The sequence below is a fragment of the Poseidonocella sedimentorum genome (assembly GCF_900116005.1).
In the GTDB taxonomy this organism is placed as follows: Bacteria; Pseudomonadota; Alphaproteobacteria; order Rhodobacterales; family Rhodobacteraceae; genus Poseidonocella; species Poseidonocella sedimentorum.
The window spans coordinates 32,878-47,365 of sequence record NZ_FOYI01000008.1 but is presented as its reverse complement, the minus strand read 5'-3'; the positions used below and the strand labels follow the sequence as shown (position 1 = coordinate 47,365).

Sequence of the window (14,488 nt, the reverse complement as noted above, 5' to 3'; positions counted from 1 at the left end):
ATGCTCCGTATCCTGACGCTCTGCGCTCTGCTGGCCTTGCCCGGCTGTGAGGCGCTCAACACCTTGTCTCAGGCCTCCGAATCGCTCAACGCCTACGAGCTGCGCGGAAGCGGTGCGGGCGTCGGCGCAGCGCGGCAGCTGAACCGGGATCTGACCATCGAGGCCGTGACCGTGTCGGGCGCCCTCGCCACGGACCGCATCCTGATCCGCCCCTCCCCGCTGGAGGCCCAATACCTGCCCGGGGCCCGCTGGACCGACGAGGCGCCGGACATGATCCGCACCGTGCTGGTGCGGCGGTTCGAGGCCACCGGCGGCTTTCGCTTCGTCGGTCGCCGCCCGCTGGCGGCGGTCGGGGACTACGCGCTGCTGACGGAGCTGACCGATCTCGAGGCCGAGCTTGGGCCCCGGGAGGGTCTGACGGGCGAAAATGCTGCAACTGCACGCATCGGCCTGATCGCGACCCTTGTGCGCGAGGATGATGCCGCCGTGCTTGGTCGTCGCGTGTTCTCCGCCGCCGTCCCCACCTCCGGGACCAGTGCCACGGCCGTGGTGACCGCGCTTGATCAGGCAATGAGCCGACTCTTCGGCGAGCTTGGCCCCTGGGTGCTCTCCAACCTGGGCGCGGGGGTGCGGCAGGCGGGCGGGTAATCGCTTGAAATCGCGCCGCATTCCGGCCGCTTTCGACATATTTTCGCTTAAATGCTGAGCAACTGCGCGGGTTTCTGCCGCAGTCACAAAGTTGACGCCAAAATTTCACGCCGCAGTGCAGAATTAACCCTACTTCGAAAAAACGATAACTGTTAAAGGCTTAGCTGGGGTAAACAGAGTCTTGACGAGACAATCTCACGTTTTCCCGGTGGATTTCACCACTTTGCTGTTACTTGAACCGAACTAGATTGGAATTGACGCTGCACAGCAGCACAACCCATTTGCCGAAGGAGTTAATTGAATGCACTCGTCCAAGGTTAGAACGGCGATCTTCCCCGTTGCCGGTCTCGGAACCCGCTTCCTCCCTGCGACAAAGGCCACGCCGAAAGAACTGCTGCCGGTCATCGACACGCCGCTCATCCAATATGCGATCGACGAGGCCCGCGCGGCCGGGATCGAGCGTATGATCTTCGTCTCGCACCCCTCCAAGGGCGCGATCGAGCGCTATGTCTCCGCCGACGCAAAGCTGTCGTCCCAACTGCGCGCCAAGGGCAAGGACAAGATCGCCGACAAGCTCGATGCGGCCTGCATCGACGACTCTTCCGAAGACGCGATTTTCGTGATGCAGCATGAGCCGCTCGGCCTTGGCCACGCGGTGCTCTGCGCCGCCGAGCAGGCGCTGCCCGGCCCGGTGGCCGTGGTCCTGCCCGACGATCTGATCCTCGGTGAAAAAGGCTGCCTCGCGGAAATGATCGAAGCCCATGAGGCCGGTGTCGCCGGGCATATCGTTGCGGCGATGGATGTGCCGCGCGAGAACGTCTACAAATATGGCATCCTTGAGGTGAGCCACCGTCAGGGGGAGGTCAGCCGCGCGCTCGGCATGGTCGAGAAGCCCGAACCCGAAGCCGCGCCGTCGAACACCGCCGTCGTGGGGCGCTATGTTCTGGACGAAAGCATCTTTGACGATCTGCGCACGCAAGAGCCCGGCGCCGGCGGCGAGATCCAGCTCACCGATGCGATCGCGCGCGGGATCGGCCGTGTCGGTCTCGCCGGTTTCCACTTCAGCGGTCAGCGCTTCGATTGCGGCTCCAAGGAGGGCATGCTGCGCGCGACGCTCAAGCTTGCGAGCCAGGATCCGGCCTTCGATCAGGTAATCGCCGAGTTCACGCCCGTGCCCGCATCCGATCTGGCCGCGGAATAAACCCTGCCTTGAAACGCGTCGGTTGATGCGCCCGCCGCATCAGCCGACGAAGGCTTTCTCCACAACGTATTCCCCCGGCTCCGAGTTGGCGCCCTCGCGCAGCCCGTGGCTTTCCAGAATCGCCTTCAGGTCTGTGTTCAGCCCGAGCGAGCCGCAGACCATCGCGCGATCCGTCTCCGGCCCGAAATCCGCGACGCCAAGATCGGCAAACAGCGTCCCGTCCTTCAGAAGATCGGTGATCCGCCCTATCTTCGCGCTCTCTTCGCGCGTCGTCGTGGGGTAGTAGCTGAGCTTGCCGGACAGATCGCCCAGCAGCTCCTGCATCATGTTGTCCGACCGCAGATGGTCAATCAACTCGCGCCCATAGGCCAACTCGGCGACCTCGCGACAGGTGTGGGTCAGGATGACGCGATCATAGGTCTCGAAGGTCTCCGGATCGCGCAGGAGTGAGGCGAAGGGCGCGATCCCGGTGCCGGTCGCAAAGAGCCAGAGCCGTTTGCCCGGCAGCAGAGCGTCATGAACAAGCGTGCCCACCGGTTTGGGGCGCAGGATGATCTGATCGCCCGGCTGGATGTGTTGCAGCCGGGATGTCAGCGGGCCGTCCTGCACCTTGATCGAATAGAATTCGAGTTCATCGTCCCATGAGGGCGAGGCGATGGAATAGGCGCGGAGCAGCGGCCGGCCGTCCTCCTTCAGCAACCCGATCATCACGAATTCCCCGGACCGAAAGCGCAGGCTCGGCGGGCGGGTCGTGCGGAAACTGAAGAGGCGGTCCGTCCAGTGCCGGACCTCGGTCACGGTCTGGGCGTCGGGCAGGGTGAGCGCGGGGCGCGGATCGGCGTGGGTCACGGAGGGTCTTCCATGGGCGGCGCGGCAGAGGGCCGCAACTGGCCACCTTGCATACAGGCTCTCGCCCGGACGGCAACCCCAAAGGCCGAAGGAGGTGGCGGCGATGCCGCGTCAGGCAAGCTCCTGCGACGTGATCTCCTGCAGGCGGGCTTCGGTCTCGCGCGGGGCGAGGCCCCAGAAGGTGAGCGACGGGCCGGAAAGATCCGCGGCGGCGAGATCATCGGCCATGCGGCCCAGCGTGGAAGCGACGATGCGCTGATCGGGGCGGGAGGCGTTTTCGACGAAGGTGACGGGGGTTTCCCGGTCGGCCCCGTGCATGATGAGCCGGCCCTGAACGAAACGCGCGGATTTCTTGCCCATGTAGATCGCGGCGACCTGCCCGGCTTGCGCGAGCGTGGCCCAATCGTGATCGGCGAACCCCGTCATGTCATGCCCGGTCAGGAGCCGCACCGATGCGTTGCGCCCTCGGCGGGTGAGGGACTGCCCGATGCTCGCCACCGCGGCGGAGGCGGCGGTGATGCCGGGCACGATGTGCCAGCCGATCCCGGCCTCCTCCAGCGTCTCGATCTCTTCGTCCAGTCGGCCAAAGATGGTCGCGTCGCCGGATTTGAGCCGCACCACCTGCGCGCCCTCACGTGCATGCTGGACGAGCAGGGCGTTGATATCCTCTTGTGCGGTCGAGGGGCCGTAGGCCTCCTTGCCGACGTCGATCAGGATCGCCTCGCGGCGGGCAAGCTCAAGGATCGGCGCGGTGACGAGACGGTCATGGATGACCACGTCGGCTTCGTCCAGCGCTTTGCGCGCCTTCAGCGTGAGCAGTTCCGGATCGCCCGGGCCGGCGCCGACGAAGGCGACATGGCCAGGTCGCGCCTCGCGGTTGAGGTGATCGTCGAGGAGCCGTTCCAGCGCGGACGGCACGGCCTCGGCCCCGCGTTCGATGGCGCGGGGGCCGGCGGCGAAATAGTAGTCGGACCAGAAGTCGCGGCGGGCGCGACCGAAGGGCAGCGCCTCTGCGGCCTTGCGGAAGAGCTTGCCGATGCGCGCCAGAGTGCCCAACTGTTCGGGCAACCGCTCTTCCAGCTCGGCCTTGATCGCGCGGGCGAGCACGGGCGCGGCGCCCTCCGTCCCGATGGCCACGGTGACCGGGTCGCGGTCGACGATGGCGGGGGTGATGAACTGGCTGTCCTGAAGATTGTCAACCACGTTGACGAGCGCCCCGTCGGCGCGGGCGATGGCCGCGGTCCGGGCGTCCTCGGCGTCATCCTCGTCGGCGGCGTAGAACAGCGCGGCGCAGAGCGCATCGCCGCTGTCCATCGGGCGCCGTTCGAGGCGCAACTTGCCCTCGGCGGCCCAGGCTGCGATCTCCGGTGCGGGGGCGGGCGCGAAGACCGTGATCCGCGCGGATGTCTTGAGGATCAGGCGCAGTTTCGCGATGGCTGCGTCGCCGCCGCCCGAGAGCACGATCCGGCGGCCTTCGACCGCGAGGAATATCGGAAAATGGTTCATGGCGCCGACGGTAACGAGGTTTGACTTGCTCGCAAATATAGGAAATATTCCCGCCTGAACGCCAGTGACCGGCGCAAATAAGGCGGTTCATTCTGGAAATCGCGCAAAAGCGCGGGAAATAGTTTCCCCCATTCAAGGAAATCGCACATGGCGGTTCGCATTGACGACCTCGACCGGAAAATCCTCGCCGAGCTGCAAAAGAACGCTGATCAATCCTTGGACGAGATTGCTCAGATTGTAGGCAGTTCGAAGACGCCGGTGTGGAACCGGATCCGCAAAATGCGCGAGGCGGGAATCATCGGGCCGACCACGGCTGTGCTCGATGCGGAGGCGCTTGGGTTCGAGGCGTGTTTCTTCGTGCTGATCCGGACCTCGGAGCATGATGCCGACTGGCAACAGAAATTCCTCAAGGCGTTGCAGGCGCGGCCCGAGGTGATGGAGGCGCATCGGCTGGCGGGAGATATCGATTATATCCTGAAGGTGCGGGTCAAGAACGCGCGGGCGTATGACGCGTTTTACCAAGCGCTGATCTCTGAGGTGCGGGTGCACAATGTGACCGCGCTTTTGTCGATGGAAGAGATCAAATCGACCACCGCACTCCCGCTTTAGAGACCCGGCCCGCGCGGAGACGGACCGGGCGACTGACTGGGTGGCGGGCTCAGGCCAGATCGAGCGCCTGAATGATCGGGCCGAAATCCGCGGCCTTGAGGCTCGCGCCGCCGACCAGCGCACCATCCACGTTCGAGACCGCGAAAATCTCGGCCGCGTTCGCGCCCTTGACCGAGCCGCCGTAAAGCAGCCGGATGCCGTCCGCGACCTCGGCGCCGAAGCGCTCGGCGAGGCTGGCGCGCAGGGCGTCGTGCACCTCGCCGATCTGCTCGGTGGTGGGGACGCGGCCGGTGCCGATGGCCCAGACGGGCTCATAGGCGACGACGAGCGTCTCGGCGCTGGCGCCTTCGGGGATCGAGCCCTTGAGCTGGCCTGTCACGACGGCGAGGGTGTTGCCCGCATCGCGCTCCTCGCCGGTTTCACCGACGCAGACGATGGCGGCGAGCCGGGCGTTCCAGGCCGCCGTGACCTTGGCGCAGACGGCCTCGTCGGTCTCGCCGTGGTCGGTGCGCCGTTCGGAGTGGCCGAGGATGACATAGCGCGCGCCCGCGTCGCGGAGCATGTCGGCGGAGATGTCGCCGGTGTGGGCGCCGGAGGCGGCGGCGTGGCAATCCTGCCCGCCGGTGGCCACCGGGCTCTCGCTCAGAAGCGCCGAGAGGCGCGAGAGCAATGTCGTCGGCGGGCAGATCAAGACCTCCGCGCGCGCGCCGTTTGCGACCTCGCCGATGGCCTCCGCCTCGCACAAGGCGCTGCTCGTTCCGTTCATCTTCCAATTGCCGGCAGCCAACTTCCGCATACCACTTACTCCCTTTGGTCTTCGGGTGTGGCATGACGTGTCCGGAAGGTGGGCGTCAAGAATTTCCGTGCAATTTCCGACTCAAACTGCGAGGGGACTACCTGCCGGGGAGTTCAGGCGGGGTCATTCAACCGCCGTCACGTTCGGCCGAAAGCTCTTCGACATCCTTGAACTTGATCGATTCGCCGCAGCCGCAGGCATCGGCCACGTTCGGGTTGCGAAAGCGAAAGCCCGATTCCAGGAGCGAGACCTCGTAGTCGATCTCGGTGCCGAAGAGAAACATCTGCGCCATCGGGGCGATCATGACGCGCGCGCCATCCTGCTCGACCACCTCGTCATTGGGGTCGATCTCGACGGCGTAGTCCATGGTGTATTCCATGCCGGCGCAACCGCCCTTCTTGATGCCGATCCGCAGCCCCTGGTGCCCGTCGCGGCCCATGAGCGTCGAGATCTGCTTCACCGCCCGGGGGGTCATGGTGATCGCCTGTTTGCCTGGAATGCCGAACATGAGTGTCTCCTTCAGACTAAATCTAAGGTGTGTGGCCGCGGTTCTCAAGGACCCTCGCGGGCGATCCCGCCACCGTCGCGCCGGGGGGGACGTCCCGCGTGACCACCGCGCCGGCGCCGACGATGGCGCCTTCGCCCACCGTGACACCCGGCAAAATGATCGCGCCGCCGCCGATCCAGACATCCGCGCCGATGGTGATCGGCTTGCCGAACTCCAGCCCGGCCTTGCGGGTTTCTGCGTCGCGCGGGTGGTCGGCGGTCAGGATCTGGACAGCGGGGCCGATCTGGACACGGTCGCCGATGCGGATGGGTGCGCCATCGAGCAGAACGCAGCCGTAGTTCATGAAGACCTCGCGCCCGAGGTGGATCGAGGCGCCATAGTCGACGTAGAGCGGCGCGCGCAGCACGCAGTCCGCGCCCATGCTGCCGAGCAGTGCCTCCAGGATCTCCTGCCGCCGCGCGCTGTCGCCATAGATCGTCCCGTTATAGTCGCGCATGAGGCTCTGCGCGCGCTTGCGGGCGGCCACGAGCTCGGGATCGCCGGGGCGGTAGAGCTCACCGGCGATCATCTTCTGCTGTTCCGTGGCCATGGGCGGCGCTTACATGAAGCCCAGTTCGAGCCGCGCCTCGTCGGACATCATGTCCATGCCCCAGGGCGGCTCCCAGGTCAGCTCGACGTCAACCTGTTTCACCCCCGGCAGCGGCTCGATCGCCTCGGCCAGCCAGCCGGGCATCTCTCCGGCAACCGGGCAGCCCGGCGCGGTCAGGGTCATGATCACCCGCACGGCATTCTCGGCATCGATCTGGATCGTGTAGACGAGCCCGAGATCGTAGATGTTGACCGGAATTTCCGGGTCATAAACCGTGCGGCAGGCCTCGACGACCTGATCGTACAGCGGGTGGCTCGTGCTCGACGGTGCGATCAGGGGGGTACCTTCGAGAGCGTCGGATGCCTCGTTCATGCGAAACCTTTCGAAAACTGTCAGGGAGACCATACAGGAAAGCCTTGACGCGCGTAAAGGGAGCGCGTGGCGGCGGTCACAGGTCCTTGAGGCGCCGGTCGGTCAGGTTGAGGCGCCCGGCGATGATGGGGGCGACGGTGTCGTGCAGGTCTTGCTCGCGCGCGAGCAGCGCGTCAAGCTCGTCGAGCCGGTTCATCGCGATGAGTTGCAGCACGTCCTCACGCACCGCGCCGCGCGCGTCCATCGGCAGCGCCGCGACCGGTTGCAGGTGGTCGAGCGCGCTTTCGGGGATCATGCGGCGCAGCTCCGCGGCGGAGAGATCGGTTTCGGCAAACCCGTAGAGCCCGACCCCGCGCGCCGGCAGCGAGAAGGGCGAAAGCGCCACGCGGGTGATCTGCGGGTGGGCCAGGAGCCGGGCGCGCAGGCCCGGGCCGTCACGGTCGAGCCGGTGGCCGGCGCCTTCGCCATCGGACCAGTTCATCAGCCGCCGGGTGATGAAGTTGTAGGCCCGCTTGGCGGTGGCCATCCAGATCCGTGAGGGCAACGAGCGCCGCGCGAGGACGCGCTTTTCGGTTGGCGTCAGCAGGTGGCGCGCGTATTTCCGCTTCTGCTTGAGCAGGTGGCGCAGGTCCTCATAGGCCATGAGCCGGTAGCGCAGCCCCTTGCGCCGGTGGCGGGTCGCGAGCTGAAAGTCGATGATCTCCGCGTGGCCGTCGGGCGCCATGAGCCAGTTTTGGGGTTTGGCGAGGTCATTGTGGGTGATCCGCCGCTGGCGCAGCCGGGCGAGGATCAGCGCGGCATCGCGGTAGAACCCCGGATCCTGCGGCTTGGCGAGGTTGAGCGGCGTGCCGTCGGACCAGCTGCGCAGGATGCCCTCGGCGTCGGTGCGGATGAGCTCGGGCGTGCCCGGGATCCCGTGCGCGGCCTTGAGCCCGGCGATTTCCTTGCGCGCGAGCGCCCAGGCCACGGGGCGCGCCCAGAGGGGAACGCCCGAGAGCTTGCGCAGGACGAGTTTGCGCTCCGACGCGCCCGCGAGGTGGCCCGAGATCGTCTCGGAAAATACGTCGCGCTTATGCACCGTCAGGGGGACAAAGGCGGGGGGATGCTCCGGGGCGCTGGTCATGGCGGAGATGTGCCACGCCGGTGGGCGGGCGCGCAAGCGATCTTGCGCGCCGCGTCGGCCGGCTTCAGTTGGCGATGTCGTAGGCGCGCTCGCCGTGGACGGAGAGATCGAGCCCGGTGGTCTCGGTATCCTCATCAACCCGCAGCGGGACGATGATCCGCACGATGAGGATGAGCGCGAGGGTTACGCTGACGGTGTAGAGCCCGACGATGGCGAGACTGCCGAGCTGGGCGGCCCAGCTTCCGGCGCCGAAGACAGCGATCATGATCGTGCCGAAGATGCCGCCCACGCCGTGGACCGCGAAGACGTCGAGCGTGTCGTCGATCTTGATCGTGGTGCGGATGAGATTGACGGCTTCCTGACAGAGGATCCCGGCCACGGCGCCGATGACGAGCGCCTCCACCGGGCCGACGAAGCCCGAGGCCGGGGTGATCGAGGCGAGGCCCGCGATGGTGCCGGTCACCATCCCCACAAGCGAGGCGCGGCCGAACTTGATCTTCTCCCAGAGCGCCCAGGTCAGAGAGGCCGTCGCCGCGGAGATATGCGTGACCGTGATGGCCATCGCCGCGCCGCCGTCGGCCGCGAGTTGGGAGCCGCCGTTGAACCCGAACCAGCCGACCCAGAGCATTGCAGCGCCGATCATGACATAGCCGGGGTTGTGCGGCGGGGTGGTCTGGTTGCGCCGGGGGCCGAGGAAGACCGCGATCAGCAGCGCCGCGATGCCCGCGGTTTCATGGACGACGATCCCGCCCGCGAAATCGCGCACGCCGGTCTCGCCGAAGAGCCCGCCGTCGGCCAGCATCCCGCCGCCCCAGACCCAGTGGACCACCGGCGCGTAGCACAGGAGCATCCAGAGCCCCGAGAAGAGCAGGACGAAGCCGAAGCCCACCCGCTCCACATAGGCGCCGACAATGAGCGCCGGGGTTATGATGGCGAAGGTCATCTGGAAGGCGAAGAAGAGGATCTCGGGCAGGGTGCCGGCGAGAGTGGTCGGGTCGATGCCGGTCAGGAAGACTTTCCCGGTCCCGCCCCAAAGCCCGCTCGACCCCTCGCCGAACGCGATGGAATAGCCGAAGGCGAACCACAAGAGGCTCATCAGGCAGGCGATGGCGTAGCAATGCATGAAGACGCTGAGGACGTTGCGCGCGCGGACCAGCCCGCCGTAAAACAGGGCGAGCCCCGGCAATGTCATGAAGAGCACCAGCGCGGTCGCGACGATGATCCAGCTCGTATCGGCTGCGTTCATTGAATTCCCCCCTTGGACGTGTTTCGGGGGAGGAAGCGCAGATGAAGTGTTTAAAAAAGAAGCAAATGCGCCTCAGGGCGATTAAACTATCGGCATCGTGTGAATTTCGGCGGTTTGGCCTAAAATATGTGCGAAATGGTCGATTCTGCGGCGGTAATGAAACGATCAGATTTTGAGCAATTGGAGCGCTTCGCGGGCGGCGGCCTCGCGGACGGCGGAGCGGCCGAGCGCGCCGAACTCGCAGGTGAGGCTGACCGTCGGGACGCCGGTTTGCGCAAGCGCGAAGCAGACCCGGCCCTCGGGTTTGTGCTCCGAGCCGCCCGGGCCCGCGATCCCGGTGATCGAGACGCTGCGCGAGGCGGCGCTGTTGCGCAGGGCGCCCTCGGCCATCTCGATGGCGGTCTCCTCGCTCACCGCGCCCGTGGCCTCCAGCGTCGCAGCGGTGACGCCGAGCATCTGCCGCTTGGCCGCGTTGGAATAGGTGACGAAGCCGCGGTCGACCACGTCCGATGCGCCGGCCACTTCCGTCAGGCATGCCGCGACCAGCCCGCCGGTGCAGCTTTCGGCGGTGGCGATCGTCTCACCGCGCGCGCGGGCGCGGCTGAGCACCTCGGCCGCGAGCGCGACGAGATCGGGCGTCATAGCATCATGACCCCGTGGCCAATCGCGGCGAGGGCAAGCGTGGCCAGAGCGGCGAAAATCCCGGCGGCCACGTCGTCGAGCATCACCCCTTCGGGATCGCCGCGCCGGTCCATCCGCCCGACGAGGCCGGGCTTCCAGATGTCGAACAGCCGGAAACACAGCACCGCCGAGATCACACCGGGCCAGAGCGCCAGCGGCTCGGCGCCCATGGCCCAGGCGCCGATGGACACCGGAAGCAGAGCGATCCACTGGCCGATCACCTCATCGACGACGATCTCCGACGGATCGGCGTCCGCGCGGCCCTTTGTTTCGGCGCGGACAGCCCAGAGGCCGAGCGGGTAGAGCGCGACGATGGCCAGCGCGAAGAGCGGCAGGCCGCCGAGCGTGTGGAGCGCCCAGGCGAAGGGCAGGGCGGCGAGCGAGCCCCAGGTGCCGGGGCCGGGGCGCATCATCCCGGCGCCGAACCACAGCGCGATCAATCGCGTCATCGGGCTCCTTGAAGTCATGTCTTGCATGGGTGCGTTCCGGTGGATGTGTTGGTGCGGTGGGGCGAGCGCGCGCCCCGTGCGACGGCGCACCCAAGCGGCGCGGCGCAGGCACGGCGGCGCGATTTCGTCCCGAGCGGCAGCCTCAGTCGATGCTTGGTCATGTCGTCTCCGCTGGTTCCCGCCCTGTTTAGGATGCGGTCACGCATTGCGCAACGCCGGGCCGGAAAGTGATGAAAATATATGCACCACCTCAAACGGGAGGCGAAATCCCGGGATCAAACATTGCGAAGCTGCTAAATCGGGTCTAACTCGATCTGGAATGCACAAGGAATAGGCACTTGGTTATTAGACTGGCAGAGAGCGCTCTCGAACCGCCTGTCTTTCTGGCGCCGCTTGCGGGGATCACGGATTTGCCCTTTCGAACGCTGGTGCGTCGTTTCGGCGCGGGACTGGTCGTGAGCGAGATGGTGGCAAGTCAGGAAATGGTACAGGCCAAGCCCGGCGTGCGCGAGCGCGCGGAGCTTGGTTGCGGGGTCGAGGGGACGGCGGTCCAGATCGCGGGGCGTGATGCCTACTGGATGGCCGAGGCTGCCCGGCAGGTCGAGGGGCAAGGCGCGCGGATCATCGACATCAACATGGGCTGCCCGGCCAAGAAGGTCACCAACGGCTATTCGGGGAGCGCGCTGATGCGTGAGCCTGATCATGCGGTGCGCCTGATGGACGCGGTGGTCGGGGCGGTCAAAGTGCCGGTGACGCTCAAGACACGGCTGGGCTGGGACGACGAGACGCTCAACGCGCCGGAGCTCGCGCGGCGGGCCGAAGCGGCGGGCATCGCGCTGGTGACGATCCACGGGCGCACCCGGTGCCAGTTCTACAAGGGCCGTGCCGATTGGCGGGCAATCCGGGCGGTCAAGGATGCGATCTCGATTCCGGTCATTGCCAATGGCGATATCACCGGGCCCGAAACCGCGGCCGAGGCGCTGCGCCTGTCCGGGGCGGACGGGGTGATGATCGGGCGCGGGGCGCAGGGGCGGCCCTGGCGGCTGGCCGAGGTGGCCCATGCGCTTTACGGCGCGGCCGTGCCGGAGATCCCCACCGGCGGCGCGCTGGTCGATATGGTGCGTGGCCACTACGAGCATATGCTGGCGTTCTATGGCGCGGACCTCGGGCTGCGCGTCGCGCGCAAGCACCTCGGCTGGTACATGGATGCGGCGGGAACGCCGGCGCCCCTGCGCCGCCGGATCCTGACCTCGCGCGATGCGGAGGAGGTTGGCCGGCTGCTGGAGGAGGCTCTGACCTCCGGCGCGCCCGTAGCAGAAGGCGCCGCGGCATGACCTGGGCCACGCTGTGGAATTCGCTGCCTGTGCCGTGCCTTCTGGTGGATGGCGAGGATCGCATCGTCGGGAGCAACCCGGCGGCGGAGGGGTTCCTCAACCTGTCGGAAAAATCGCTCATGGGCGCGCTCCTGTGGGACAAGGTGGCGATCGACTCGCCGCTGGAGGCGGCCTTCGACCGCGCGCGGGAGAACAGCTCCATCCTTTTCGTCAACGATGTCGACGTGGGCAGCGGCGAGCGCCCGCCGCTCCAGTGCAACATCCAGATCGCGCCGCTGGTGGACGCCCCGGGCCACATGCTCTTTCTCATCCACCCGCGCGAATTCGCGGGGCGGATTTCGCATTCCAACTCGGTCAAATCGGCCGCGAAATCGGCGATCGGCATGGCCGAGATGCTGGCGCATGAGATCAAGAACCCGCTGGCAGGAATCACCGGCGCGGCGCAGCTTCTGTCGATGAACCTCGGGGCCGAGGATCAGGAGCTCACCGATCTGATCGTGACCGAAAGCCGCCGGATCGTCAGCCTGCTGGAGCAGGTCGAGCAGTTCGGCAACATCCGCCCGCCGGAGCTCCGGGCCGTCAATCTGCATGACGTGCTCGATCGCGCGCGGCGCTCGGCGATGCTGGGCTACGGCGCGCACATGACCTTCATCGAGGATTACGACCCCTCGCTGCCCGAAGCCTGGGGCGATCCGGACCAGCTTCTGCAGGTGGTGCTCAACCTCATCAAGAACGCGAGCGAGGCATCGGGCAAGGACGGCGGGACGATCCGCTTGCGCACCTATTACCAATATTCGCTCCGGCTCAGGCGGCGGGACGGGACGGGCAACCCCCTGCCGCTCCAGATCGAGATCGTCGACGACGGCCCCGGCCTGCCGGGCGAGATCGCGGGCGACATCTTCGATCCCTTCGTCTCGGGGCGCGAAAACGGGACCGGTCTCGGCCTCGCGCTCGTCAGTAAAATCATGTCCGACCACGACGGGTGGGTCGGTGTGGACTCGGTCCCCGGGCGCACGGTCTTCCGGCTCTCCCTGCCGCAGGTCCCGAAACAAAAAGGAAGCTAAGAGATGGACGGCACAGTTCTGGTCGCCGATGACGACCGCACAATCCGGACGGTTTTGACCCAGGCGCTGACCCGTGCGGGCTGCAAGGTGCATGCCACCTCCTCGCTCACGACGCTGATGCGCTGGGTCGGAGAGGGAAAGGGCGACGTGGTGATCTCCGATGTGATGATGCCCGATGGGAATGGCCTTGAGATGCTGCCCAAGATCGGCGCCGAACGGCCCGAATTGCCCGTCATCGTCATCTCGGCGCAGAACACGATCATGACCGCGATCCAGGCCGCCGAGGCCGAGGCCTATGATTACCTGCCCAAGCCCTTCGACCTTCCGGATCTGATGAAGCGGACGGCCAAGGCGCTCGAAACCCGCCGCCGCGCGCCGCGCTCCGAGCCGGTGGAGGAGGATACCGATCCCGAAAACCTCCCCCTCGTCGGCCGCACCCCGGTGATGCAATCGCTTTACCGGCTCGTGGCCAAGGTCATGAACACCGATCTGCCGGTCCTGATCACCGGCGAGAGCGGCACCGGCAAGAGCCTCATCGCGCGGGCGATCCATGATTTCTCCGACCGGCGCACATTGCCCTTCGTCACCGTGGTGGCGAGCGATCTGCAGACGCTGGAAGGCCCCGCGCAGGTGCTGGCGCGGGTCAAGGGCGGCTCGCTGCTCTTTGACGAGGTCGGCGATCTCGATGCCGAGAGCCAGCTCCGGATCGTCCGGATGCTCGACAGCCTCGGGGAAAACGCCCCGCGGATCATGGCGACCTCGCTGTCGGATCTCAATGACCGGCTGGAGGAGGGCGAGTTTCGGCAGGATCTCTTCTTCCGCCTCGCGGGCGTGACGATCACGGTGCCGTCGCTGCGCGAACGGGTGGACGACATCCCGCTTCTGGCCGAGTTCTTCCTCGGCCGCTCAGAGCGTGATGGCGGCGCCTTGCGGACCCTCTCGGACGAGGCCGACAAACTCATGCGCGCCTACAGCTGGCCCGGCAACGTGCGGCAGCTGGAGAACACCGTCAAACGTCTGGTCGCCACCTCGCGCGAGGAAGCCATTAGCCGCGCCGAGGTCGAGGCAGTGCTGGGCAACCAGCCGGCGATGGAGCCGCTCATGGGCTCGTCGGGCAGCCAAAAGCTCTCCTCGTCGGTGGCCCAGCATCTCAAGCGCTATTTCGATCTGCACGGCGGCGTGCTGCCGCCCGCGGGGCTCTACAATCGGATCCTGCGCGAAATCGAGATGCCGCTGATCGAAATCTCGCTCGACGCGACCGGGGGAAATCAGGCCAAATGCGCCGAGCTTCTGGGCATCAACCGCAACACGCTGCGCAAGAAAATCACCGAACTCGACATCCAGGTGACGCGCCGCAGGAAACTGACCTAGGCGTTGATGTAAATGCGCAACAGTAATTGTGGCCATCGCGCACCCGATCAGGTATAGACACAATATCTCGCGGAAGAGCGCGAGGGTTGTACCTGTTTCTGAGGGGCCACAGTGACACTTGCGACACGCAAGGGCTTGAGCG

The 14,488-nt window shown here is 66.4% G+C and carries 16 protein-coding genes; 6 read left to right on the top strand and 10 right to left on the bottom strand.

All coding sequences use genetic code 11. The features are described from left to right. On the top strand, window positions 1–648 hold the full coding sequence (locus BM353_RS12085) for an ABC-type transport auxiliary lipoprotein family protein (RefSeq protein ID WP_177220545.1): 648 nt from the start codon (window positions 1–3) through the stop codon (window positions 646–648). A gap of 301 nt (window positions 649–949) precedes the next feature. Further along, window positions 950–1,849, top strand: coding sequence for a UTP--glucose-1-phosphate uridylyltransferase (locus BM353_RS12080; RefSeq protein WP_092081221.1), 900 nt, complete (start codon window positions 950–952; stop codon window positions 1,847–1,849). Window positions 1,850–1,888: 39 nt separating this feature from the next. On the opposite strand, the gene BM353_RS12075 is transcribed toward BM353_RS12080, so the two are convergent. Both BM353_RS12075 and cysG read right to left on the bottom strand, forming a co-directional pair. Beyond that, window positions 1,889–2,698, bottom strand: coding sequence for a ferredoxin--NADP reductase (locus BM353_RS12075; protein ID WP_092081219.1), 810 nt, complete (start codon window positions 2,696–2,698; stop codon window positions 1,889–1,891). Window positions 2,699–2,809: 111 nt separating this feature from the next. After that, a complete protein-coding gene (cysG, locus tag BM353_RS12070; protein ID WP_092081217.1) occupies window positions 2,810–4,204 on the bottom strand; it encodes a siroheme synthase CysG in 1,395 nt (464 codons plus the stop codon). Between the two features lie 147 nt (window positions 4,205–4,351). Here cysG and BM353_RS12065 point away from each other — a divergent pair, with 147 nt between their 5' ends. Further along, entirely contained in the window at window positions 4,352–4,813 is a 462-nt protein-coding gene (locus tag BM353_RS12065) for an Lrp/AsnC family transcriptional regulator (protein ID WP_092081215.1), read from the top strand. A gap of 49 nt (window positions 4,814–4,862) precedes the next feature. On the opposite strand, the gene tpiA is transcribed toward BM353_RS12065, so the two are convergent. The 8 genes from tpiA to BM353_RS12025 form a co-directional block, all read right to left on the bottom strand. Continuing rightward, the gene (tpiA, locus tag BM353_RS12060) at window positions 4,863–5,609 is read right to left on the bottom strand and encodes a triose-phosphate isomerase (RefSeq protein ID WP_092081213.1); all 747 of its coding nucleotides are present in this window, start codon (window positions 5,607–5,609) and stop codon (window positions 4,863–4,865) included. Between the two features lie 127 nt (window positions 5,610–5,736). Next, window positions 5,737–6,117, bottom strand: a complete 381-nt coding sequence (locus BM353_RS12055) for a HesB/IscA family protein (RefSeq protein WP_092081211.1) — start codon at window positions 6,115–6,117, stop codon at window positions 5,737–5,739. Between the two features lie 22 nt (window positions 6,118–6,139). After that, the gene (locus BM353_RS12050; RefSeq protein ID WP_092081209.1) at window positions 6,140–6,706 is read right to left on the bottom strand and encodes a sugar O-acetyltransferase; all 567 of its coding nucleotides are present in this window, start codon (window positions 6,704–6,706) and stop codon (window positions 6,140–6,142) included. 9 nt (window positions 6,707–6,715) lie between these two features. After that, window positions 6,716–7,078 carry an SUF system Fe-S cluster assembly protein gene (locus BM353_RS12045; RefSeq protein ID WP_092081207.1) on the bottom strand — a complete coding sequence of 121 codons (363 nt, stop codon included), beginning with the start codon at window positions 7,076–7,078 and terminating at the stop codon, window positions 6,716–6,718. A gap of 76 nt (window positions 7,079–7,154) precedes the next feature. Beyond that, a complete protein-coding gene (locus tag BM353_RS12040) occupies window positions 7,155–8,201 on the bottom strand; it encodes a serine/threonine protein kinase (protein ID WP_092081205.1) in 1,047 nt (348 codons plus the stop codon). A gap of 64 nt (window positions 8,202–8,265) precedes the next feature. Next, window positions 8,266–9,447, bottom strand: coding sequence for an ammonium transporter (locus BM353_RS12035; protein WP_092081203.1), 1,182 nt, complete (start codon window positions 9,445–9,447; stop codon window positions 8,266–8,268). Between the two features lie 165 nt (window positions 9,448–9,612). After that, entirely contained in the window at window positions 9,613–10,089 is a 477-nt protein-coding gene (locus BM353_RS12030; protein WP_092081201.1) for a CinA family protein, read from the bottom strand. Continuing rightward, entirely contained in the window at window positions 10,086–10,577 is a 492-nt protein-coding gene (locus BM353_RS12025; protein ID WP_092081199.1) for a phosphatidylglycerophosphatase A family protein, read from the bottom strand. Before BM353_RS12025 ends, BM353_RS12030 begins: the two co-directional genes overlap by 4 nt. Window positions 10,578–10,915: 338 nt before the next feature. Here BM353_RS12025 and dusB point away from each other — a divergent pair, with 338 nt between their 5' ends. From dusB to BM353_RS12010, 3 genes are read left to right on the top strand one after another with little or no spacing between them, the layout of a single operon-like run. Next, entirely contained in the window at window positions 10,916–11,911 is a 996-nt protein-coding gene (dusB, locus tag BM353_RS12020) for a tRNA dihydrouridine synthase DusB (RefSeq protein WP_092081197.1), read from the top strand. Then, entirely contained in the window at window positions 11,908–12,975 is a 1,068-nt protein-coding gene (locus BM353_RS12015) for a two-component system sensor histidine kinase NtrB (RefSeq protein WP_092081195.1), read from the top strand. The genes dusB and BM353_RS12015 overlap by 4 nt, the downstream gene beginning before the upstream one ends. A gap of 3 nt (window positions 12,976–12,978) precedes the next feature. After that, window positions 12,979–14,346, top strand: coding sequence for a response regulator (locus BM353_RS12010; RefSeq protein ID WP_092081193.1), 1,368 nt, complete (start codon window positions 12,979–12,981; stop codon window positions 14,344–14,346). The last annotated feature ends 142 nt before the right edge of the window (window positions 14,347–14,488 follow it).